Source organism: Pseudarthrobacter sp. L1SW (genome assembly GCF_020809045.1).
Taxonomy (GTDB): domain Bacteria; phylum Actinomycetota; class Actinomycetes; order Actinomycetales; family Micrococcaceae; genus Arthrobacter.
The window spans coordinates 599079-620159 of the sequence record NZ_CP078079.1 but is presented as its reverse complement, the minus strand read 5'-3'; the positions used below and the strand labels follow the sequence as shown (position 1 = coordinate 620159).

The window sequence follows — 21081 nt, the reverse complement described above, 5'->3', positions numbered from 1 at the left end:
GACGACGGATGGCAGGATAGTGCCATGACTTCCGTTTCCGTTGACGCACCCCAGTCCGCCGCAGCTCCCGCAGTTGTCCTGACCATTGCAGGGTCCGAGGCCACCGGCGGCGCCGGCGCCCAGGCGGACCTGAAAACCTTCCAGGAGCTCGGTGTCTTCGGTATCGCCAACCTCACCTGCATCGTCTCGTTCAACCCGAACGACAGCTGGAACCACCGCTTCGTGCCGGTGGACCAGCAGGTGATCGCTGACCAGCTGGAAGCGACGACGGCGGCATACGGTCCGTCGTCCGCTTCTTCGGTGCCCGGCCGTCCGGTGCTGGACACGGTGAAGATCGGCATGCTGGGCAGCCCCGCCACCATCGCCACGGTTGCCGGCGCCCTGGCCGCCAGCCAGTTCGACAACGTGGTCCTGGACCCGGTGCTGATCTGCAAGGGCCAGGAGCCCGGCCACGCCCTGGACACGGACCAGGCCCTGAAGGCGCAGATCCTGCCGCTGGCCACGTTCGTCACACCGAACCACTTCGAGGCCGAGTCGCTGTCCGGCCTGGACATTACGGATGTCGAGTCCCTGAAGGCCGCCGCCATCCGCATCCACGAGCTCAGCGGCGCCGCAGTACTCGCCAAGGGCGGGGTGCGGCTGGAAGGCCCGGACGCCGTCGACGTCTTCTATGACGGCGAGACCCTTGAGGTACTGCGCGCGCCCAAGGTGGGCGAGGTGGCGGTTTCGGGTGCCGGCTGCTCGCTGGCCGCGGCCGTGACGGCGGAACTCGCGAAGGGCGCCACCCCGCTGGAGGCTGCCCGGACGGCCAAGCAGTTCGTCACCGCGGGCATCCGCAACCGCGTGGCCTCGGGCGCCCCCTTCGACGCCCTCTGGCAGGGCGGCGCCCGCTGACCCCCCGCCCCACCCCGGACGCTCTCTCACTTAATGCGCGTTTTACCGGAACCCTCCTGCAGTCGGTGCGGGAGGGTTCCGTGTTTTCCCGCATTAGCTGATAGAGCGTCTGAGGGGCGGGGACGACGGCGGGCCGGCTCCGGGGCGTTCATTCACCTCGGGTCGGCCACAGTTCCCATGAACAGCGGCAGCCCGGTTTCGACGTGGACGATCTGGTAGTGGAACGGACGGTCGAAATCGATGGTCCGCTCGGGCTCCGGCGGGGCACTGGTGGCCATTCCATTCATCTGGGTCACCGCGGCGGCAATGGTGCCCTTTTCGGCCACCGTGATGTTGGCAGCCTGCGCGGCCTGGGTGATCATCATCTGCGGCTGGATGCTGTTGAAGTCCTCTGTGGTGCCGAGCATCTGTTCCAGGCCCAGCGCCTCGAAGACCTTGCGGAGGTCAAAACTGGACCTGTGGTCCCAGCGCGGCAGCTGGATCCGGACTGACGCAGGCTGGGCCGCATCAAACGTGTCCGCGATTTCCGTCAGTTTCTCCGCTGCGAAGGCCGCAGGGGCGGGAGCGTCGGTGGAAGCAGCTGTGTCAGCTGGAGGGGAGGTCTCCGCGGGCAGGACCAGCCGCATGACGAAACCGTCGGCATAGGGAAGATCCACACCCTGCCAGCCGGCCCCTTCCGCATACTTCATCATGAGTTCGTTGTGCATGGCCGGCGCAGCGATTTCCTCGCCCGCGGCCGTTGTGAAGGGCAGGTCGGAGGTGGCGTTCGGATCGAACGGCGTGCTCCAGGCGGAGGCGAAGTACAAGGAGTTGAGCAGGCTGAAGGTGTTGTCGGGGTCGTACTGCGCCGGGGCTTCCTTGATCCGGCCGCCGGTGTTCCTGTTCACCCAGGCATCCATGGCGGGCTTCGTTGCAGCCTCATCGCTGAAATCCACGGGATATACGCCGGTTCCATAGTGCCGGGCCAGCGTGTCCAGGAAGGACTGCCCGGTAGGCACGCCCTTATCGACGAACAGCCCGTTAGCCGGGTGCATGACCGGTCTCCGCGGCGGGTTGTCCTCATCCACGGTGCCGGGGTCACCGTCGAACTTTTCGAGGGAGCGGAGGACCGAGTTCATGGCCTCATCGCGCTTCCCGGCGGGAAATCGCAGGACGCTGTCCATCTCGGCCGCGGTCCCGCCGGCGGCACCCGCACGGAGCATGGCGAGGGCAATCAGGAGGCTCCCCGGCGAGGACACCACGTTCCCGCTGGCGCCGTCGCCGCCGTCGGCCAGCAACGCCCCTCCGAGGACGAGCGCTGAAGCCCGGAAGGAGCGCAGTTCAGCGGCGTAGTCCGCACGGTCCACCGAGACCCGCTCGACGCCGTCGGCCCTGAGGAGCTCCGGCGGAGCCGGAGGCGGGGCAGGCGCCGCACACCCTGCCAGTCCCATCAGGGCACCCAACGCAACCATCCGCTGAAAACGAAACACCTCTGTTGCCTCCCCCGGCACGCCAAGGCGGGGACCCGCCTCCTCCCAGTGAAACAGCGACGGCGGCGCGTGACGATGCCGGCAGGGTCACGCTTTGCATTCGATTTGGTCTCGCGCCCCCCGAGGGCCCGCCGTGCCCCCACGCGACCCTCTCTCACTTAACGCTGGAAATCCCGGGACGCTCTCTCACTTTCCTGATGAGAGTGAGAGAGCGTCCCGGGATTTTCCGCAGCAAGTGATAGAGCGTCCTGGCGCGGTGGCGGACGACGGCGGGTGGTCACCCGCCGTCGTCATCTCACCTTCCGAAGGTGCGCCCCCGGATGCTAGACGCCCAGCAGGTCCTTGTCCTTGTCGCCGTCCTTGTCGCCGTCCTTGCGCTCCTGCACCCACGCATGGCCCTGCTCCTGGTCCAGGTGGGTTGCCTTCTTGTTCTTCAGCGCAAAGATGTACACCAGCAGCGAGAGGGCAATGGCCACGGTGACGTAAGTGAAGAACAGGTCAACCCGCTCGGCCTTCTGGAAGGCTGCGCCGATGAGCGGAACGGTCCCGCCGAACAGCGAGTTCGCAATCGCGTAACCCAGGCCGACTCCAAGGGCGCGGATGGAGGCCGGGAACAGTTCGGCCTTCACCAGGGCGTTGATGGAGGTGTAGCCGCCCACGATCACCAGGCCACCCATCATCAGCAGGAAGGCCGTGAAGGGGTCCTTGGTGTTGGACAGGGTGGAGAGCAGCGGCCAGGTGAACAGGACGCCGGTGATGCCGAACCACAGCAGCAGCGGCTTGCGGCCCACCTTGTCCGAAATCATGCCGTACACCGGCTGCAGGAGCATGAAGATGAACAGCGCCCAGAAGTTGATCACCGAGGTGTCGGTCTTGGCGATGCCGGAGGTATCGTTCATGAACTTCAGGATGAAGTTGGTGTAGGTGTAGAACGCCACGGTGCCGCCGAGGGTGACGCCGATGCAGACCAGCAGCGGCTTCCAGTACTGGGTGAACAGCAGCTTCATGGTGCCGGGCTGGGCAACTCCAATCCCGGCCGGGGTCTTTGCCGCCTGGACCTGCTCCTCCGAAACGGTCTCTTCCATTGAGCGCCGGAGCCAGAGGACCACAAGGGCCGCGACGCCGCCCAGGGCAAACGGAATCCGCCAGCCCCATTCCGTCAGGTCTTCCTTGGGCATGGCGTTCTGCAGGATCACCAGGACCAGCAGGGCCAGCATCTGGCCGCCGATCAGGGTGACGTACTGGAAGCTGGAGAACAAGCCGCGTCGCCTGGACGTTGCGGCCTCCGACATGTAGGTGGCGCTGGTGCCGTACTCGCCGCCCACCGAGAAGCCCTGGACCAGGCGGATCAGGATCAGCAGGATCAGTGCCCAGACGCCCACCTGCTCCGTTGTGGGCAGGATGGCGATGGCGAACGACCCCGCGGACATCAGGGTCACGCTGAGGGTCAGAGCGGCCTTGCGGCCCTTGCGGTCTGCGTACCTGCCGAAGAACCAGGCGCCGATGGGCCGCATGAGGAACGACGTCGAGAAGACGGCCATCGCTTCCAGGCCCGCCTGGAGGTCGTCCTTGGAGTTGAAGAAGTGGGACTGGAAGTACGCGGCGAAGACCGTGTAGACGTACAGGTCGTACCACTCCACCAGGTTGCCGGCAGAGCCCTTGAGGATGTTGCTGACCGCCCGCCGGGTCTGGGCCGACTCACTCACAGCCGCCGTTTGCTGGGTGCTCATCGCTGAACCTTCCTTGGCTGCGCGGCCCCGGCTGTGCGCCCCGGCCTGACTTTCATGCTGTCCATGGCAGCATTGCTCATGGTTCCTCCTCGACGTTGAACGTCCCCTGGAAGCCTGGGGACCCCACTAAAGCTATTGGTGAGCCAGCGCACAGCCCAAGCGGAAACGGATTTCCTAACACTTCCTTAGGTTTTCCCCGCGAGGTGGCGTGCCTCGCTAGTCCTGGCCGGCGGTGGCGTGCCGCGCTCCCGACCCCGCGGAAAACAGGCGGAAGGGGTAACCTCCAAAGGCAGGCAGGGGAAATCGCGTCCCTGGCTGCGGAAGCCGCCCAACGGAACAGGAACTGGCAATGGATGTGCTGATCGTCGAGGACGACGACGCCATGGCATCCGCCCTCGGGGCGGCCGTGGTTTCCGCCGGACATACATCCGCCAGGGTTTCCCGGGGCGCCGATGCACTCCTGGAACACCGGCGCTTCGGCGTGATCCTGCTGGACCTGGGACTGCCCGACATGGACGGCCTGGAGGTACTCCGGAAGCTTCGGCAGGTCACGGACGTTCCCATCCTCATCCTCACAGCGCGCGACGACGAACGCAGCGTGGTCCTTGGCCTCCGTTCCGGGGCGGACGACTACCTCGTCAAGCCGGTAAAGCTGGTGGAGCTCCTGGCCCGTATCGAAGCCGTCACCAGGCGGGCCGGCCGCGCGCCCGGCAACGCGCAGCGGCGGATCGTGCTGGGGGAACTCGAGGTGGACCTCGAACGCCGCCTGGCAGTCCTCGGCGCGCACGTGCTCCCCCTGACCGCCACGGAATTCGACCTGCTGGCCCTATTGGCCAGCCATGCGGGGTCAGTTGTGACCCGGGAACAGATCCTGGACGCCCTGTGGGGCGATGCGTTCCTGGCCTCTTCGCGGTCACTGGACGTGCACCTGACCGGGCTCAGGTCCAAGCTGCAGCTGCCGGGGTTCATTATCAACGTCCGCGGGGTCGGCTACCGGGTCGAGGCGGGCCCTGCGTGAAGCTCCGCGTCCTCGGGATCCTGAGCGTCCTTTCCATCCTCCTGGTGCTCATCGCCTCCAATGCCCTCCTGGCCTCCGCCAGCCGGGAACTCACCCAGGAACTCCAGATCAACAGGGCAACTGCCCTCAACAGGCTGGCGCAGGTGGCGTTCGACGCCGGTACGGAGGGAGGTGACTCCACCCAACTGCAGGCCGAAATGGACAGGTACTCCGAGCTCTATGCGGAAGGAGTCCTGATCCGGCTCCAGCAGGGCACCCTGCGCTCCGGTGGCCTGAGCGAGGACCGGGCAGATGTGCGGAATGCCCTGGCCAGGGCCAGCCTGAACCTGAATGACACCACCTTGGCGCCGCTGCAACCGTTCGGCACAGGCTCCGAGGTGATCTCCCGCTCGTTTGGAAGCGCCAGCCAGGTGCTCGGCGCGGCCGTCCTGGAAGTCAACCAGGACGCTGCCCGGCAGAAACTCCGCGAACGGTGGCTCGGCGTCGGACTGGCCGCGGCGGCCCTCACGGCGATGCTCCTCATCGGCGCGGCCCGGGTGACCCGCTGGGTGCTGCGCCCGGTCCACCGCCTCAACGCCGCCGTCGCCGAACTTGAAACCACCGGCAGGAGCAGCCGGCTGCCGGAAGAAGGGCCGCCGGAGCTGCGGGAACTGAGCCGTTCGTTCACGGCGATGGCACAAAGCGTCAGCGACAGCATCGAAGCGCAGCGCCAGCTCATTGCGGACACCTCCCACGAACTGCGCAACCCAGTCGGCGCCCTGCGGCTGCGCGTCGATTTGCTGCGGCTGGAACTGGAAACCGACCGGGAAAAGGCCGCCGCATCCGCCGTCGAGACTGAACTCGAAAGGGTGGAGGAGATCCTCGACGGCGTCCTCAGGCTCGCCGCCGCAGAGCACCGGGCCTTCGAGGGCTCCGCCGGCACACCCGGTGGCGCGCCTTCCCGGCGGCACCGGCCGCCCATTGATCCGGTCCCTGTCCTGCAGGAAGAGGCCGAACGGGCAGGACCTGCCGCGCGCCGCGCCGGCGCCTTCATCGACTTCGGCAAGCCACCCGGGCAGCCGGCGCTGATTGCCTGCGACGCGGGGGACCTGGCGCAGATGGCCGGGGAACTGCTGAACAACGCGATCAAATATGCCGGCCGGGCACGGATATCAGTTGCCGTCCGTGTACGCGGCGCCGCCGTGGTGATCGAAGTGTTCGACGACGGGCCAGGGCTTTCGTCCGAGGAGAGGACAGCAGCCACACAGCGCTTTTGGCGCTCACCGAAGCACCGGGACGTGAGCGGCAACGGCCTTGGCATGACCATCGTCGAGAAGCTGGCGGCAGCCAACGGCGGACGCCTGCTGCTCCGAGAGGCACAGCCGCACGGCCTGGCGGCGTTCCTCGAATTTCCCCGGGTCCCTGAAAGCCAAGGCCCTGCAGCCAGGGGACAGGAGGCGCCGCATGCCTGACTTTCGCCTTAGCCCGCCGTCGAGACGCGAAGCCCTCAGGGCCGGCGTGGCCGCAGGGCTTGCCGGACTGCTGCTGCCGGCGCTTGCCGCCTGCAGCCAGGAGGACAGCCCGGAGGCTGTCACTGTTGCGGGCGGCGAACCGGGCGGCTTCTACCTGGAGTTTGCCACCCTGCTTGCCGCGTCCCTGCAGCGCCACGGCGTGGCCCGGCATGCCACTGCGCTGACCACCGGCGGCAGCCTGGACAACCTCGGGCTCCTCGTTGGCGGGCAAGCCACGTTCGCCGTCGCCCTGGCTGATGCCGCCGCGCAGAGGGAAGCAGGGAAGGGCCCGTCCGACGCCGGCATCACGGCCCTCGGGCGCGTGTACGAGAACTACGTCCATTGCGTGGTCCGGAGGTCCAGCGGCATCCGGGGCATTGCGGAGCTGGCCGGCAGGACGGTGGCTGTGGGCGAGCCAGGTTCGGGGACGTCCCTCACCACTCCCCGCCTCCTTGAGGCTGCCGGGCTTGGTTCCGTCGCCGCCGGCGGCGGGGCCGCGAGGGCGGATGCCGGGGCGGATGCCGGACAAGCCGTCACCGTCCTGAACCTGGGACTCAATGACGGCCTCGCGGCGCTGCGCGAGGGGTCAGTGGACGCCCTTTTCTGGTCCGGGGGCGTTCCCACGGCCGCCATCGCGGCGGCCCATGACGACGTGGGCCTCAGTTTCCTGGACCTTTCCCCGTTGCTGCCGGCGCTGCGGTCGAAGTACGGCGTTTTCTATGACCGGGTCCTGATTCCGGCGGGAGCCTACGATGGGGTCCCTGCCGTCTGGACGGTGGGGGTGACCAACCTGCTGCTGTGCCGGGGCGACCTGGACGCCCGCACTGTGAAACGGAGCGTGGAACTGCTGGTGGGCCACGCGGAGGAGCTCATCCCCCGCTCGAGCCTGGGAGTCCAGTTCCTGAGCCCGGATTCCCTGATCAACACGGCCGGCATTCCGCTGCACCCGGCGGCGGCGGACGCTTACCGCGAGCTGCACGGGTGACCCAACGCTCTCTCACTTAATGCGGTAAACCCAAGGACACTCTCTCACTTTCCTGAAGAAAGTGAGAGAGCGTCCGGTGAAAACCCGCATCAAGTGAGGGAGCGTCGCGGGTCACGCTCCTGAGTGCGCCTGCAGGAAGCTGTACACCTCGGTTTCATCGACGCCGGGGAAGGCGCCTGGAGGCATGGCTGCGAGCAGGTGCGAATGAGCGCGCGCCGACGGCCAGGCGTTGCCGGCCCACTCAGAGGCGAGCTCGGCGGGCGGCCGTTTGCAGCAGTTCGGATCCGGGCAGGTGGATTTCGCCCGCGCGGTCGTTTCTCGCCCGCGGAACCACTTCACATGCTGGTACGGGACCCCGATGCTCAACGAGAACTCGCCGCTGGCGGACCGTTCGGTGCGGGCGGTGCACCAGTACGTCCCCGACGGCGTGTCCGTGTACTGGCTGTAGGCGCTGAACTTGTCCGGGACGTCGAACACTGCCCGGGATGTCCAGGCCTTGCACGACGGCTGGCCCTCGATGGCGCCGGTATGGTCCTGGGGAAACGCCACGCCGTCGTTCTCGTATGCCTTGTAGATGATCCCGCTCTGGTGCGTCTTCTGGAAATGCGTGGTGATGCCCAGATGCTGGGTGGCCAGGTTGGTGAACCGGTGTGCCGCGGTTTCGTAGGACACCGCAAAGGCGTCGCGGATGTCCTCCACGGCGATTTCCTTGGCAGCCTTGGCTTTCTGCAAAAAATCCAGGGTTGCCTTTTCCGGCAGCAGGAGGGCTGCGGCGAAATAGTTCGTTGCCACACGCTGGGCCAGGAAGTCGCCGTAGTTCTTCGGGGTTTCGTGCCCCAGCACGTAGTGGCCCAAGGCCTGGAGCAGCACCGAACGGGGGTCGTGGTCCTGGCGCTGGTTCTGGGTCAGGTAAATTCTGCGGTTCTTCAAATCCGTGACTGACCGGGTGGAATGCGGCAGGTCGCCAACGTGGTGCAGGGTAAATCCGAGGTTCTCGGCGATGTCCGCGATGACGTGCTGGCTGAGCGGCCCGGTGGTGTAGCCGACCCCCTTGAGTACCTTTTGCGCCTCGGCCTCGTATTCCGGGAAGTAGTTGCCGCGCTCGCGCATCATGGCCCGCAGCTCACCGTTCGCACGGCGTGCTTCCTCAGGGGTAGCCACCTGCTCGTTCATCTTCCGCTCCAGCTCGTGCAGCAGCCCCACCTGGGTCTCCAGCACATCCAGCGGCAACCGCGAGCTGATGCGGATCCTGGGCAGGTTCAGCGTCCCGTAGAGCGAGCTGCGCTGATAACGTTCCAGCTCGATCTCCAGGGCGGCCCGGCGGCTAGGAGGTTCGGCGCCAAGCAGTTGGTCGATGCTGACGTTGAGGGCGGACGCCAGGTGCTGCAGCAGCCCCAGCTTCGGTTCCCGCTTACCGTTCTCGATCAGGCTCAGCTGGCTGGGCGCGGTGCCGACGGCGGCGCTGAGGTCATCGAGGGTCAGTCCCGCCTGCTTGCGGAGATGGCGCACCCGGCGGCCCAGGCTAATGACGTCCAGTCCGGCAGACGCTGCGGACGGTTGGGGCGGTGCGGCTTCGCGGTTCCAGCTTCCAGGCGACATTTCTAAAGAATACGTGAAGAACTGCATTTCTTTCCAGCATTTTTCTCTAGAAAGCCTCTTAGAAGTGCGGAAAAGTAAGTGTCACGGAAAGAAACACCGCACCGGAAAAGCCGGTGGGAACCTCAACGACGCGGTTCCCACCTACCACCTCCGGAGCTCAATCAAGGAGATCAACGATGACTGCAGCATTTGAGCCCACCCAGCAGACGCCCGACCAGCAGGCCGCCGCCCTGGAGCTCGAGTGGGCCGCCAACCCCCGCTGGGAAGGTGTGACCCGGGACTACTCAGCTTCCGACGTCGTCCGCCTCCGCGGCCGCGTCTCCGAAGAACACACCCTGGCCCGCCGCGGTTCGGAGAAGCTGTGGAAGCAGCTCACCGAGGAGCACAAGACCGGCGGCTACACCAACGCCCTGGGCGCCCTCACCGGCAACCAGGCCGTGCAGCAGGTCAAGGCCGGGCTGCGGGCCATCTACCTTTCCGGCTGGCAGGTCGCCGCGGACGCGAACAACTCCGGCCACACGTACCCGGACCAGTCGCTCTACCCGGCCAACTCCGTTCCCACCGTGGTTCGCCGGATCAACAACGCCCTTCTGCGTGCCGATCAGATTGAGTTCTCCGAAGGCATCCAGACCGTCGAGGACTGGCTGGTCCCGATCGTCGCCGACGCAGAGGCCGGCTTCGGCGGCCCGCTGAACGCCTATGAGCTCATGAAATCCATGATCCAGGCCGGCGCCTCCGGTGTTCACTGGGAGGACCAGCTCGCCTCCGAGAAGAAGTGCGGGCACCTCGGCGGCAAGGTGCTGATCCCCACCCAGCAGCACGTCCGCACCCTGAACGCCGCCCGCCTCGCGGCCGACGTCGCCGGCACCCCGTCCGTGGTCATCGCCCGAACGGACGCAGAGGCAGCCACCCTGATCACCTCCGACGTCGACGAGCGGGACCAGGAATTCATCCTCCGCGAAGGGGGACAGCCGGTCCGCACCGCCGAGGGCTTCTACAAGGTCCGCAACGGCATCGAACCCTGCATCGCCCGCGCCAAGGCCTACGCCCCCTACTCGGACCTGATCTGGATGGAAACCGGCACCCCGGACCTGGAGCTGGCCCGCAAGTTCGCCGAAGCCGTCAAGGCGGAGTTCCCGGACCAGATGCTCTCCTACAACTGCTCGCCGTCGTTCAACTGGCGCAAGCACCTGGACGACGCCACCATCGCGAAGTTCCAGCGTGAACTCGGCGCCATGGGCTTCACCTTCCAGTTCATCACCCTGGCCGGCTTCCACGCCCTGAACTACTCGATGTTCGACCTCGCCCACGGCTACGCCCGGGAAGGCATGAGCGCCTACGTCGAGCTCCAGGAGAAGGAATTCGCCTCTGAGTCCCGCGGCTACACCGCAACCAAGCACCAGCGCGAAGTCGGCACCGGCTACTTCGACGACATCGCCACTGCGCTCAACCCGAACGCATCCACCCTCGCACTGGTCGGATCGACCGAAGAGGGCCAGTTCCACTAATTCTTCCCAAGTAAGTAGCGCTAAGTGTCGTTTTGGAGGCTCAAAACGACACTTAGTGCTACCCAGTTGGGCCATGCACCAGGAGACTGAAATGAACAGCTTCACCGATAGCTTCACGATCAATGGCATTACCCTCACCGCGCAGCCCGTTTGCCGCCAGCAGGAGGTGCTGACTCCGGATGCCTTGGCGTTTATTGCCAAGCTGCACAGGGCGACGGCGGCCCGACGGCAGGAACTGCTGCAGGCCCGCCGCAGCCGCCGGGGTGCCATCGCCTCGGGGCAGGACCCGCGGTTCCTCCGCGAAACCGAGCACATCCGCAACGACCCGTCCTGGCGCGTCGCTCCCCCGGCCCCCGGGCTGGAGGACCGCCGGGTGGAGATCACCGGGCCGGTGGACCAGAAGATGACCATCAACGCCCTGAACTCCGGGGCCAAGGTCTGGCTGGCGGACATGGAGGACTCCTCCACCCCCACCTGGCGGAACGTGATCAAGGGCCAGCTGAACCTCACCGACGCCCTGGAGCGCCGGATCGACTTCACCAGCCCCGAAGGCAAGGAGTACAAGCTCCGCCCCGCCGGCGAACTGCCCACCATCGTGGTCCGTCCCCGCGGCTGGCACCTGCCCGAGAAGCACATGATCATCGACGGCGAATCCATCGCCGGCGGCATCGTGGACTTCGGCCTGTACTTCTTCCACAACGCCCGCCGCCTGCTCGCCCAGGGCAAGGGACCGTACTTCTACCTGCCCAAGATCGAGAACCACCTCGAGGCCCGGCTCTGGAACGACATCTTCATCCTCGCCCAGGACCTGCTCGGCATTCCGCAGGGCACCATCCGCGCCACCGTGCTGATCGAAACCATCACCGCGGCCTTCGAAATGGAGGAGATCCTCTACGAACTGCGCGACCATGCCGCAGGCCTGAACGCCGGCCGCTGGGACTACATCTTCTCCCTGATCAAGAACTTCCGCACCCGCGGCCCCCGGTTCGTCCTCCCGGACCGCGGCCAGGTGACCATGACCCAGCCCTTCATGCGCGCCTACACGGAGCAGCTGGTCCGGGCCTGCCACAAGCGGGGCGCCATGGCCATCGGCGGCATGGCAGCGGCCGTCCCCAACCGCAAGGACGAGGCAGCCAACGCCAACGCCTTCGAGAAGGTCCGTGCCGACAAGACGCGCGAGGCCAACGACGGCTTCGACGGCTCCTGGGTGGCCCACCCGGACCTGGTTCCCGTCTGCCGCGAGGTGTTCGACTCCATCCTGGGCGAGAAGCCGAACCAGCTGGACCGCACCCGCGAGGACGTCACCCCGGACGACCGCGAGCTCATCAACGTGGCCGCCACAACCGGAACCATCACCGAACAGGGCATCCGGAACAACATCGAAGTCGGGATCCGCTACATCGAATCCTGGCTCCGCGGCAACGGCGCCGTCGCCATCCACAACCTCATGGAGGACGCCGCCACCGCCGAAATCTCCCGCTCCCAGCTCTGGCAGTGGATCTACGCCCACGCCATCACGGACCACGGCGAAATCATCACCCACCACTGGGTGGAGGAGCTCCTCGATGAGGAATTCGCACGGCTGGAACGCTTCGACGGCGACCGGTTCGAGGACGCGCGGGACATCTTCGAGGAGGTCACCCTCGGCCAGGACTTCCCGTCCTTCCTCACCCTCCCCGCCTACGCGCGGTACCTGACGGAGGCCCGCGAAAAGGCAACGGTCGAGGAGCTCGCCGCGGCGTAGCCTCTGGCTCAAGACTTCCGTCCGCCGGGCCGGCACGCCCTTCCGCAACAGGCACCTCCGAAATCCGGAGGGCCGGCCCGGCGACGGAGCACCACCCCTCCCGGTGCCACCCGGACGCTCTATCACTTAATGCAGAAAAATCCGGATCGCTCTCTCGCTTTCCCCAAGAAAGTGAGAGAGCGATCCTCTAATTGCCGCATTAAGTGAGAGAGCGTCCCTTGTGTCCGGCAGTAAGTGAGCGGGCGACGGCAGGGAAGGGAGGGCACGACGGCGGCGGGTCGCGTCAGCGGCTTTTGGGCACCTTCCGCACGGAGAGGGTGGTGGTGAGGAAGAACGTCAGCACGGACGCCAGGATCAACAGCATCGGCACCGTCCAGGAACCGGACAGCCCGTGGAGGTAACCCAGCAGCGGAGGAGCAGCCGCGCCGATCGCATAACCGGCGCCTTGAACCACGGCGGACATCTTCCCCGCCGACGCCTGGTCCCGCGCGAGCTTGATGATGGCAATGAAGATCAGCGTGATGCCGCCACCCTGGGCTACGCCGCCCAACGAGCACCACAACCACCAGAATTCCGGCGTCAGCAACAGTCCCAAGGGGACCGTCAGCCACATCAGGCCCAGTGCCACCGCCACCGTCGTTGTACTGGTGAACCGTGCCGCCAGGGGAACACCCAGCCCACCGGCAATTGCGAGGATCTGGAACAGCGACGATCCGGCCCCGGCCGCCGCCGGCGCCATTCCCAGCTCGTCGGCCAGGATCGTCGGGAGCCAGGCTGTTACGCCGTAATAGGAGAAGGCCTGTCCGGCGAAGCCCGCGGTCAGGCCCGCCGTCGTCCACCGAGCACCGTCCACCGGCGGCAACCGGGTGCCGGCGCCGTCGTCGGGGGAAATGAAGAAAGCCCGGCGTCCGCCCACGGCGAGCGTCCAGAAAACGACGGCCACCACGGCCAGGACGGCAACGGATCCCAGCGCAAACCGCCAACCGGCCAGGCTGGCCAGCGGCGCCGTGGCCACCGAGGTCAGGAACGAGCCGATGTTCAACGCCGCGGTGTAGATGCCCATCGCGGTCCCCTGCCGGGCCTGCCCGAAATCGCGGCGGATGATCAGCGGCACCGCGATGTTGCCCACGGTGATGGCCAGGCCAATCAGCACCGTTCCGGACACCACCAGGACGGGCCCTCCCGCCGAACGCACCAGGACCCCGGCCAGAACGCCGAGGATGGTCAGCGTCACCGCGAACTCGGCACCGAATTTCCGGGCAGCCAGGGAGGCCAGCGGGGCGGCAAGGGAGAAGCACAGCACCGGGATGCTGGTCAGGAGCCCCAGCAGGACCGGCGAGAAGTTGAGCTCCGCCTGCATCAGGTCCACTACGGGCGCAACCGCCACAAAAGGGCCGCGCAGGTTCAGTGCCAGCAGGCCTATGCACGCCAGCAGGATCCAACTGTTGGGAATCCGGGCGAGGATCCGGCCGTTCACGGGGCCAGGAACCGGTGTGGGGGGAGTTTCATCACTCCCATTGCTATCACGCCGGACGGGGCAGGGGTTTCAGGAAAGGCCGGAACCCGCTGCCTTACGATGAACATCACGCCAAGGTTACCCAGGACGAAGGACACCGCCATGAAGCACCGCCTCGCCATCCTCGACGACTACCAGGATGTTGCCCATGGCTTCGCGGACTGGGCGGCCCTGGAAGCGGAGGGCGTGACCACCATGGCCTTCCGTGAACCCTTCGCCTCCCCGGAGGCCCTGGTGTCCGCGCTGGCGGACGTGACTATGGTGGTGGCCATGCGTGAGCGAACCGCATTTCCGCGGGCGGTACTGGAAAAACTTCCAACCCTGCAGCTCCTGGTGACCACCGGGATGGCGAATGCCTCAATTGACGTGGCCGCGGCTGCCGAGCAGGGCATCACGGTATGCGGCACCCCGGGCTCGCCCACGGCCGCCCCAGAGCTGACCTGGGCCCTGCTGCTGTCCCTCGCCAGGAACCTGCCGGCCGAAGAGAACTCCCTGCGGGCAGGGTCCTGGCAGACAACGGTTGGCTTCGAGCTGGCGGGCAAGACCCTGGGCGTGGTGGGCCTTGGCAAGATTGGCCGCCGGATCGCGGCGTACGGGCAGGCCTTTGGGATGGAGGTCCTGGCCTGGAGCCAGAACCTGACGGCCGCGGCAGCGGAGGAGGCCGGCGCCCGCCTGGTGTCCAAGGAGGAACTCTTCCGCCTGGCGGATGTTGCCACGCTGCACCTGCGGCTCTCCGAACGTTCCGAAAACACTGTGGGCGAGCAGGAACTGCGGCTGCTGGGACCTGAGGGCGTCCTGGTGAACACCGCCAGGGGCCCGCTGGTCAACCAGGACGCGCTGCTGAAGTCCCTCGCCGAGGGCTGGATCCGCGGGGCTGCGCTGGATGTGTTCGACCAGGAACCGCTGCAGGCGGGACACCCGCTCCTCGCAGCCCCCAACACCGTCTTGTCGCCGCACCTCGGCTACGTCACGCGCGAAAGCTACCGGCAGTTCTACGGCGGCGCGTTCGAGGACGTGACCGCCTGGCTGGCCGGCGCGCCCGTCCGGGTCATCAGGCCGTAGCAGGAGTCAGCCCGTTGCCTGCAGGGTTGCTTCAACGACGGCGGGCGAAAGGACGTGCTGGGTCACCAGCTGGCTGGCGCCGAGGATGGCGGACTGGTCCCCGGCACGCGACAGTCCGATCCGTAGCTGCGACGTTGCGAGGGGCAGCGAGCGCCGGTACACAACTTCACGGACGCCGGCCACCAGGTACTCTCCCGCGCCCCCGATGCTGCCGCCGACCACGATCACCGACGGATTCAGGAGATTCACCACGGTGGCGAGCACATCGCCCACATCCCGTCCGGCCTGGCGCAGCGCGTGGATGGCTTCCGGGTTGCCGTGTGCCGCGAGGGCGGCCACGTCGGGCCCCCGGGCGGCGTCCAGTCCCGCGCTGCGCAGTGCCGCGGCGATCGCCGGTCCTGATGCGAGCGCTTCCAGGCAGCCGTAGTTCCCGCAGCGGCACAGGACGCCGTCACCCCGGGGGACGCGGACGTGACCGAGGTCCCCGGTCGTGCCGTTGGCGCCGCGCTGCAGCTCGCCGCTGCTGATGATGCCCGCGCCGATGCCGGTGGCAACCTTCACGAACAGGAAATTGTCTTCCTCCGGCCAGTGCGCCGTACGCTCCCCCAGCGCCATGATGTTCACGTCGTTGTCCACCAGCACAGGGACCGGCAGCGAGCGCTGGACGGACCGGACGACGTCAAAACCGTCCCAGCCCGGCATGATGGGCGGCTTGACGGGCCGGCCCGTGCCGTGCTCCACGGGCCCCGGAAGGCCAATCCCCACCCCCGCCAGTTCCGCCATGCCCCGCGACGCCGACGCCAACAGTTTCGCTGCCTGGCGCACCACGAGCCCCAGCACCTTCTCCGGCCCGTCCGCCACCTGCTGGTCCAGCCGGCGTTCAGCGAGCACCGACCCGCCGAGGTCCGTAACGGCCACGGCCACGTGCGTCGCCCCGACGTCCACGGCGAGTACCACCCTGGCGTCCGGTTTGAAGGCAAAGCGCGACGGCGGCCTGCCGCCACTGGAGGTTGCCTCACCCGCAGGACCAACAAGCCCGGCGGCCACCAAGGCGTCGATGCGGGCGGCCACGGTGGACCTGGCCAGCCCGGTAGTCCCGGCGAGCTCGGCACGCGTGCGGGCCTTGCCGTCCCGGAGCAGCTGGAAGATGTCCCCGGCACGTCCCTGCGCTGCCAACGGCTCAGGAGCAGCCCGGTGGCCGGCGGTCTTGTTCATAGGACATAGATAGCAGACTTATTTATGTCACGGCAACAACTTTTGCTTGACGCCCGGCAAAAGTGCTCCTAGCTTTGCAGGTAGACCCTTAATCAAAGCCCTCGCCACCACGTCCAAGCACCGGGAGAGACCCCTTGTCCTACTCAATCCAGCTTTACACCCTGAGGAATGCCATCCAGGAAGACCTGGAAGGAACCATCCGGAAGGTCGCGGAAATAGGCTTTACGCAGGTGGAGCCCTACAACTTCGTCGCCACTGCCAAGGAACTCGGGGCCGCCCTGAAGGAACACGGCCTGACGGCGCCGTCCGGCCACGCCCCGCTGCTCAGCCAGGACCAGGACGAAATCTTCGCGGCGGCCAGGGACCTGGGTATCACCACCGTGATCGACCCCTTCATCCCGGCTGAGCGCTGGCAGTCGGCCGAAGACATCCAGGAAACCGCCGCCGGACTCAACGCAGCAGCCAGGAAGGGCGCCGGGTACGGCATCCGGGTTGGCTACCACAACCACCAGTGGGAGCTTGAGTCCACCATCGAAGGCCGGACGGCCCTGGAATACTTCGCCGACCTCCTTGATCCGGGACTGGTCCTGGAAGTGGACACGTACTGGGTGGCCGTGGGCGGGCAGGATCCGGTGGACATCCTCACCAAGCTCGGGGACCGGGTAAAACTGATCCACATCAAGGACGGCCCCCTGACCACTGATACCAAGGCCCAGCAGCCGGCCGGGCAGGGCAAGGTCCCGGTCCTGGAAGTCATCGCCGCGGCGAAGTCGCTGGAGGTGGGCGTGGTGGAATTCGACGACTACGCCGGGGACATCTTCCAGGGCATCGCCGAGAGCCTCGCTTTCCTCAACAACACCGGAAACTACAATGCCTCGAGCAACGCAGGAGCCAGCGCATGAGCACCCCCTCCATCAGCAAAGGCCCGGTGGGCGTCGGCGTCATCGGCGCAGGCAACATCAGCAAGCAGTACCTGGATAACCTCACCACGTTCCCCGACCTCAAGGTCCTCGTCGTCGCGGACCTCTTCGAGGAGGCGGCCGAAGCACGGGCGAAGGAGTACGGCATCCCCGAGTGGGGCGGGGTGGACAAGGCACTCCACCACCCCGAGGTCGAAATCATCGTGAACCTGACCATCCCCGCAGCCCACGTCGAGGTGGCCACCGCCGCCGTCAACGCCGGCAAGCACGTCTGGACCGAAAAGCCCTTTTCCCTTGACCGCGAATCAGGGCTGGGGCTCCTCAAAACCGCCGACTCCGCGGGCATCCGCCTGGGCTGCGCGCCGGACACCTTCCTGGGCGCCGGGCTCCAGACCGCGCTGCGGCTGGTCCAGCGCGGCGACATCGGCACACCCCTGACCGGGATGACTACGTTCCAGACGCCCGGCCCGGAGTCCTGGCACCCCAACCCGGCCTTCCTGTTCCAGTACGGCGCCGGCCCCCTGTTCGACATGGGCCCCTACTACCTCACCACGCTGGTCCAGGCCTTCGGCTCCATCCGCAAGGTGGCCGCCGTCGGGTCCAAGGCCAAAGACATCCGCGTCATCGGTTCCGGTCCCAAGGCCGGCGAGGAATTCACGGTGGAAGTCCCCACGCACGTCTCAGCCATGGCGCAGTTCGAAAGTGGCGCGTCCTCCCACAGCGTCTTCTCCTTCGAATCTCCCCGCACCCGGATGGGCTTCGTGGAAATCACCGGGACGGAGGCCACCATTTCCCTGCCGGACCCCAACAACTTCGACGGGGACGTCAGGCTTTGGCGCGCAGGGGACGAGGACTGGACCACCATCCCGGCCACTGGCCCGGCGAACGGCCGCGGCATGGGCGTCCTGGACATGGCCCGCTCCATCCGCGCCGGCGTCCCGCACCGCGCCACCGGCAGCCTGGCCTACCACGTGCTGGACGCCATGGTCTCCATCTCGGAATCCATGGACTCCGGCACCTTCGTGGACGTTGAAAGTACCGCACCGGCCTCCGCCCCCCTCCCCGAGGACTGGGCACCGGAAACACTGACGCTGGGAGAAGGCGCATGAGCAAGGAAACAAACCAGAGGCCCTTGGGCGTAGCGATGATCGGCTACGCCTTCATGGGCAAGGCGCATTCCAACGCGTGGCGGAACGTGGCCAGTTTCTTCGACGTCCCGGCGTTTGAGCAGAAGGTCCTGGTGGGCCGCGACGCCGCCGCCGTGGAAGAAGCGGCCGCGAAGTACGGGTGGGCGGAAACGGCCACGGACTGGCGCACGGTCCTGGACCGGGATGACATCCACATCATCGACGTTTGCGCGCCGGGCTGGATGCATGCGGAAATCGCCATCGCCGCCTTCGAGGCAGGCAAGCACGTGCTGCTGGAGAAGCCGCTCGCCAATACCCTCGCGGAGGCAGAAGCCATGACCGCTGCAGCCCAGGCCGCCCGGGCCAGGGGGGTCCAGTCGATGGTGGGGTTCAACTACCGCCGGGTCCCGGCCCTTGCCCTGGCGAAGGAGCTGATCGCCGAGGGCAGGATCGGCACGGTCAGGCACGTCCGCGCCGCCTACCTGCAGGACTGGCTCGCTGACAGCCAGGCGCCCATGACCTGGCGGCTGAGGAAGGAAACAGCCGGCTCCGGGGCACTGGGCGACATCGCCAGCCACGCCATCGACCAGGTGCTGTTCCTGCTGGGAGCCGAGGTCACCGAAGTCTCCGGCCGCGTCCACACTTTCGTGGGCCGCCGGCCCGGTGCCAACGGCCTGGAGGACGTCACGGTCGACGACGCCGCCTGGGCATCGCTGTCCCTCACCTCCGGAGCAATCGCCTCAGTGGAGGCCTCCCGGGTTGCCACCGGCCGGAAGAACTCCCTGCAGATCGAGGTTTACGGCGATCAGGGCGCCATCCGTTTCGATCTGGAAAACCTCAATGAGCTCGCGTTCCTGGATGCCACGGCGCCGGCCAGGGAGCAGGGATTCCGGCGGATCCTGGTCAACGAGCCCGAGCACCCGTACCTCGAGGCGTGGTGGCCGCAGGGCCACATCATCGGCTGGGAGCACACCTTCACGCACGAGGTCCGCGACTTCCTGCTGGCCGTCGGCTCCGGAACCGCGCCGTCGCCGTCGTTTGAGGACGGGCTTGCCGTCCAGCGCATCCTGGACGCCGTGGAGGAATCCGCCGCCGCGAAAAGCGCCCTCATCCAGCTGGCCCCCGCCAACCCGGCCGCCGCCACCAACCAACCAGAAGGAGCCTGACATGCCCCGCCCGTTTACCCTGTTCACCGGCCAGTGGGCCGACCTGCCCTTCGAAGAGGTGGCAAAACTGGCGTCCGGCTGGGGCTACGACGGCCTGGAAATCGCCGTTTCCGGCGACCACCTGGACGCCTGGCGCTGGGACGAACCCGGCTACGTCGAGTCCAAGCTGGCCGTACTCGAAAAGTACAACCTTAAAGTCTGGGCCATCTCCAACCACCTCAAGGGCCAGGCCGTCTGCGATGACCCCATCGACTTCCGCCACCAGGCCATCGTCGGAGCCAAGGTCTGGGGCGACGGCGATCCCGAAGGCGTCCGCCAAAGGGCCGCCGAGGAAATGAAGCACACCGCACGGCTCGCCAAGGCGCTCGGCGTGGACACCGTGGTCGGGTTTACCGGTTCCTCCATCTGGCAGTACGTGGCCATGTTCCCGCCCGTCCCGGAAAAGGTCATTGACGCCGGCTACCAGGACTTCGCCGACCGCTGGAACCCCATCCTTGACGTCTTCGATGAATGCGGGGTCCGCTTCGCCCACGAAGTCCACCCGTCCGAGATCGCCTACGACTACTGGACCACCGTCCGCACCCTGGAAGCGATCGGGCACCGGGAAGCGTTCGGGCTGAACTGGGACCCGTCCCACATGATGTGGCAGGGCATGGACCCCGTCTCCTTCATCTGGGATTTCAAGGACCGGATCTACCACGTGGACTGCAAGGACACCAAGGTCCGCCAGACCGGCCGGAACACCGTCCTCGGCTCGCACCTGGCCTGGAGCGATCCGCGCCGGGGCTGGGACTTCGTCTCCGCCGGCCGCGGCGACGTCCCCTGGGAAGCCTCTTTCCGAGCCCTGTCCGCGATCGGCTACGACGGCCCCATCTCCATCGAATGGGAAGACGCCGGCATGGACCGCCTCCACGGCGCCCCCGAAGCCCTCGCCGCCCTCAAAAGGTTCGACTTCCCGCCGTCGAACACCTCCTTCGACGCCGCCTTCAAGCAGTAGGCCGGAGAGTATTTCCAGGTATGCAGGCTTGGGAGGCCATAAACCCTGTATACCTGGACAAAACCCGGAGCGTGGGGGCATAAAATCCCTGCATGACCTCCTCCATCCGCACGGCAGTAACGGACGACGCCGGGGCGCTGGCCGCGTTGGCAGCGGTCACCTTTCCGCTGGCATGCCCGCCGTCGGCGTCGCCTGAGGACATTGCGGCGCACCTGGCGAGTACCCTCAGCGAACAGCACTTCCGAAAGTACCTTGCTGACCCGGACATCACTGTGCTGGTGATCGACGGGGACGGCGGCCTTCAGGGCTACAGCCTCCTGGTGAACCGTCCTGCCGCGGATCCTGACGTTTCCTCGGTGCTGACGGTGACGCCCTCGGTGGAGCTCAGCAAGTGCTATGTGCATCCCGGGCACCACGGCCTGGGCGCCGCCGCGGAGCTGATGCATGCCAGCCTGGAGGCGGCAGCCGGATCAGGCGGGGCCGGTGTGTGGCTCGGGGTCAACAGCCAGAACGCCCGGGCCATCCGGTTCTACGAGAAGTCAGGGTTCCGCAAGGTGGGCACCAAGTCCTTCCGGCTGGGGAACTCCGTGGAACACGACTTCGTGCTGGAGCGTGCCCTTCCGTGACCGGCGGCACCGGGC

At 66.9% G+C, this 21081-nt stretch carries 17 protein-coding genes; 12 read left to right on the top strand and 5 right to left on the bottom strand.

The genetic code is table 11. The features are described from left to right. Positions 1–24 precede the first annotated feature (24 nt). Entirely contained in the window at positions 25–894 is an 870-nt protein-coding gene (locus tag KTR40_RS03010; RefSeq protein WP_228405231.1) for a hydroxymethylpyrimidine/phosphomethylpyrimidine kinase, read from the top strand. A 152-nt stretch (positions 895–1046) separates the two neighbouring features. Here KTR40_RS03010 and KTR40_RS03005 read toward each other — a convergent pair whose 3' ends face one another. Together KTR40_RS03005 and KTR40_RS03000 are read right to left on the bottom strand one after the other, a co-directional pair. Next, a complete protein-coding gene (locus tag KTR40_RS03005; RefSeq protein ID WP_228406000.1) occupies positions 1047–2324 on the bottom strand; it encodes a serpin family protein in 1278 nt (425 codons plus the stop codon). A 362-nt stretch (positions 2325–2686) separates the two neighbouring features. Further along, positions 2687–4093, bottom strand: coding sequence for an MFS transporter (locus KTR40_RS03000; protein WP_228405230.1), 1407 nt, complete (start codon positions 4091–4093; stop codon positions 2687–2689). A 349-nt stretch (positions 4094–4442) separates the two neighbouring features. On the opposite strand from KTR40_RS03000, the gene KTR40_RS02995 reads away from it, so the two are divergent. Genes KTR40_RS02995 through KTR40_RS02985 form a run of 3 tightly spaced genes read left to right on the top strand, consistent with a single transcriptional unit; the run spans position 4443 to position 7586 of the window. Beyond that, complete coding sequence (locus tag KTR40_RS02995) at positions 4443–5111, top strand: response regulator transcription factor (RefSeq protein WP_013599763.1); 669 nt, start codon at positions 4443–4445, stop codon at positions 5109–5111. After that, entirely contained in the window at positions 5108–6562 is a 1455-nt protein-coding gene (locus KTR40_RS02990) for a HAMP domain-containing sensor histidine kinase (protein ID WP_228405229.1), read from the top strand. The genes KTR40_RS02995 and KTR40_RS02990 overlap by 4 nt, the downstream gene beginning before the upstream one ends. Then, a complete protein-coding gene (locus KTR40_RS02985) occupies positions 6555–7586 on the top strand; it encodes a TAXI family TRAP transporter solute-binding subunit (protein WP_228405228.1) in 1032 nt (343 codons plus the stop codon). Before KTR40_RS02990 ends, KTR40_RS02985 begins: the two co-directional genes overlap by 8 nt. A 111-nt stretch (positions 7587–7697) precedes the next feature. On the opposite strand, the gene KTR40_RS02980 is transcribed toward KTR40_RS02985, so the two are convergent. Then, the gene (locus tag KTR40_RS02980) at positions 7698–9212 is read right to left on the bottom strand and encodes a helix-turn-helix transcriptional regulator (protein ID WP_228405227.1); all 1515 of its coding nucleotides are present in this window, start codon (positions 9210–9212) and stop codon (positions 7698–7700) included. A gap of 149 nt (positions 9213–9361) precedes the next feature. On the opposite strand from KTR40_RS02980, the gene aceA reads away from it, so the two are divergent. Further along, entirely contained in the window at positions 9362–10693 is a 1332-nt protein-coding gene (gene aceA / locus KTR40_RS02975; RefSeq protein ID WP_139027912.1) for an isocitrate lyase, read from the top strand. A 91-nt stretch (positions 10694–10784) separates the two neighbouring features. Then, positions 10785–12437, top strand: coding sequence for a malate synthase A (aceB, locus tag KTR40_RS02970; protein ID WP_228405226.1), 1653 nt, complete (start codon positions 10785–10787; stop codon positions 12435–12437). Positions 12438–12720: 283 nt separating this feature from the next. On the opposite strand, the gene KTR40_RS02965 is transcribed toward aceB, so the two are convergent. Continuing rightward, the gene (locus KTR40_RS02965; RefSeq protein WP_139027910.1) at positions 12721–13914 is read right to left on the bottom strand and encodes a CynX/NimT family MFS transporter; all 1194 of its coding nucleotides are present in this window, start codon (positions 13912–13914) and stop codon (positions 12721–12723) included. Between the two features lie 141 nt (positions 13915–14055). Here KTR40_RS02965 and KTR40_RS02960 point away from each other — a divergent pair, with 141 nt between their 5' ends. Beyond that, positions 14056–15015: a D-2-hydroxyacid dehydrogenase family protein gene (locus KTR40_RS02960; protein WP_139027909.1), complete on the top strand. Its 960-nt coding sequence runs from the start codon at positions 14056–14058 to the stop codon at positions 15013–15015. Between the two features lie 6 nt (positions 15016–15021). Here KTR40_RS02960 and KTR40_RS02955 read toward each other — a convergent pair whose 3' ends face one another. Next, entirely contained in the window at positions 15022–16230 is a 1209-nt protein-coding gene (locus KTR40_RS02955; RefSeq protein WP_228405225.1) for an ROK family transcriptional regulator, read from the bottom strand. A 134-nt stretch (positions 16231–16364) separates the two neighbouring features. On the opposite strand from KTR40_RS02955, the gene KTR40_RS02950 reads away from it, so the two are divergent. The 5 genes from KTR40_RS02950 to KTR40_RS02930 all read left to right on the top strand — a co-directional run bounded on the left by KTR40_RS02950 (position 16365) and on the right by KTR40_RS02930 (position 21066). After that, positions 16365–17132, top strand: coding sequence for a sugar phosphate isomerase/epimerase (locus KTR40_RS02950; RefSeq protein WP_228405224.1), 768 nt, complete (start codon positions 16365–16367; stop codon positions 17130–17132). Then, entirely contained in the window at positions 17129–18259 is a 1131-nt protein-coding gene (locus tag KTR40_RS02945) for a Gfo/Idh/MocA family protein (RefSeq protein WP_228405223.1), read from the top strand. Before KTR40_RS02950 ends, KTR40_RS02945 begins: the two co-directional genes overlap by 4 nt. Continuing rightward, the gene (locus KTR40_RS02940; protein ID WP_228405222.1) at positions 18256–19443 is read left to right on the top strand and encodes a Gfo/Idh/MocA family protein; all 1188 of its coding nucleotides are present in this window, start codon (positions 18256–18258) and stop codon (positions 19441–19443) included. The genes KTR40_RS02945 and KTR40_RS02940 overlap by 4 nt, the downstream gene beginning before the upstream one ends. A gap of 1 nt (position 19444) precedes the next feature. Next, a complete protein-coding gene (locus KTR40_RS02935) occupies positions 19445–20440 on the top strand; it encodes a sugar phosphate isomerase/epimerase (RefSeq protein ID WP_228405221.1) in 996 nt (331 codons plus the stop codon). A gap of 92 nt (positions 20441–20532) precedes the next feature. Continuing rightward, entirely contained in the window at positions 20533–21066 is a 534-nt protein-coding gene (locus KTR40_RS02930) for a GNAT family N-acetyltransferase (protein WP_139027903.1), read from the top strand. Positions 21067–21081: the final 15 nt, after the last annotated feature.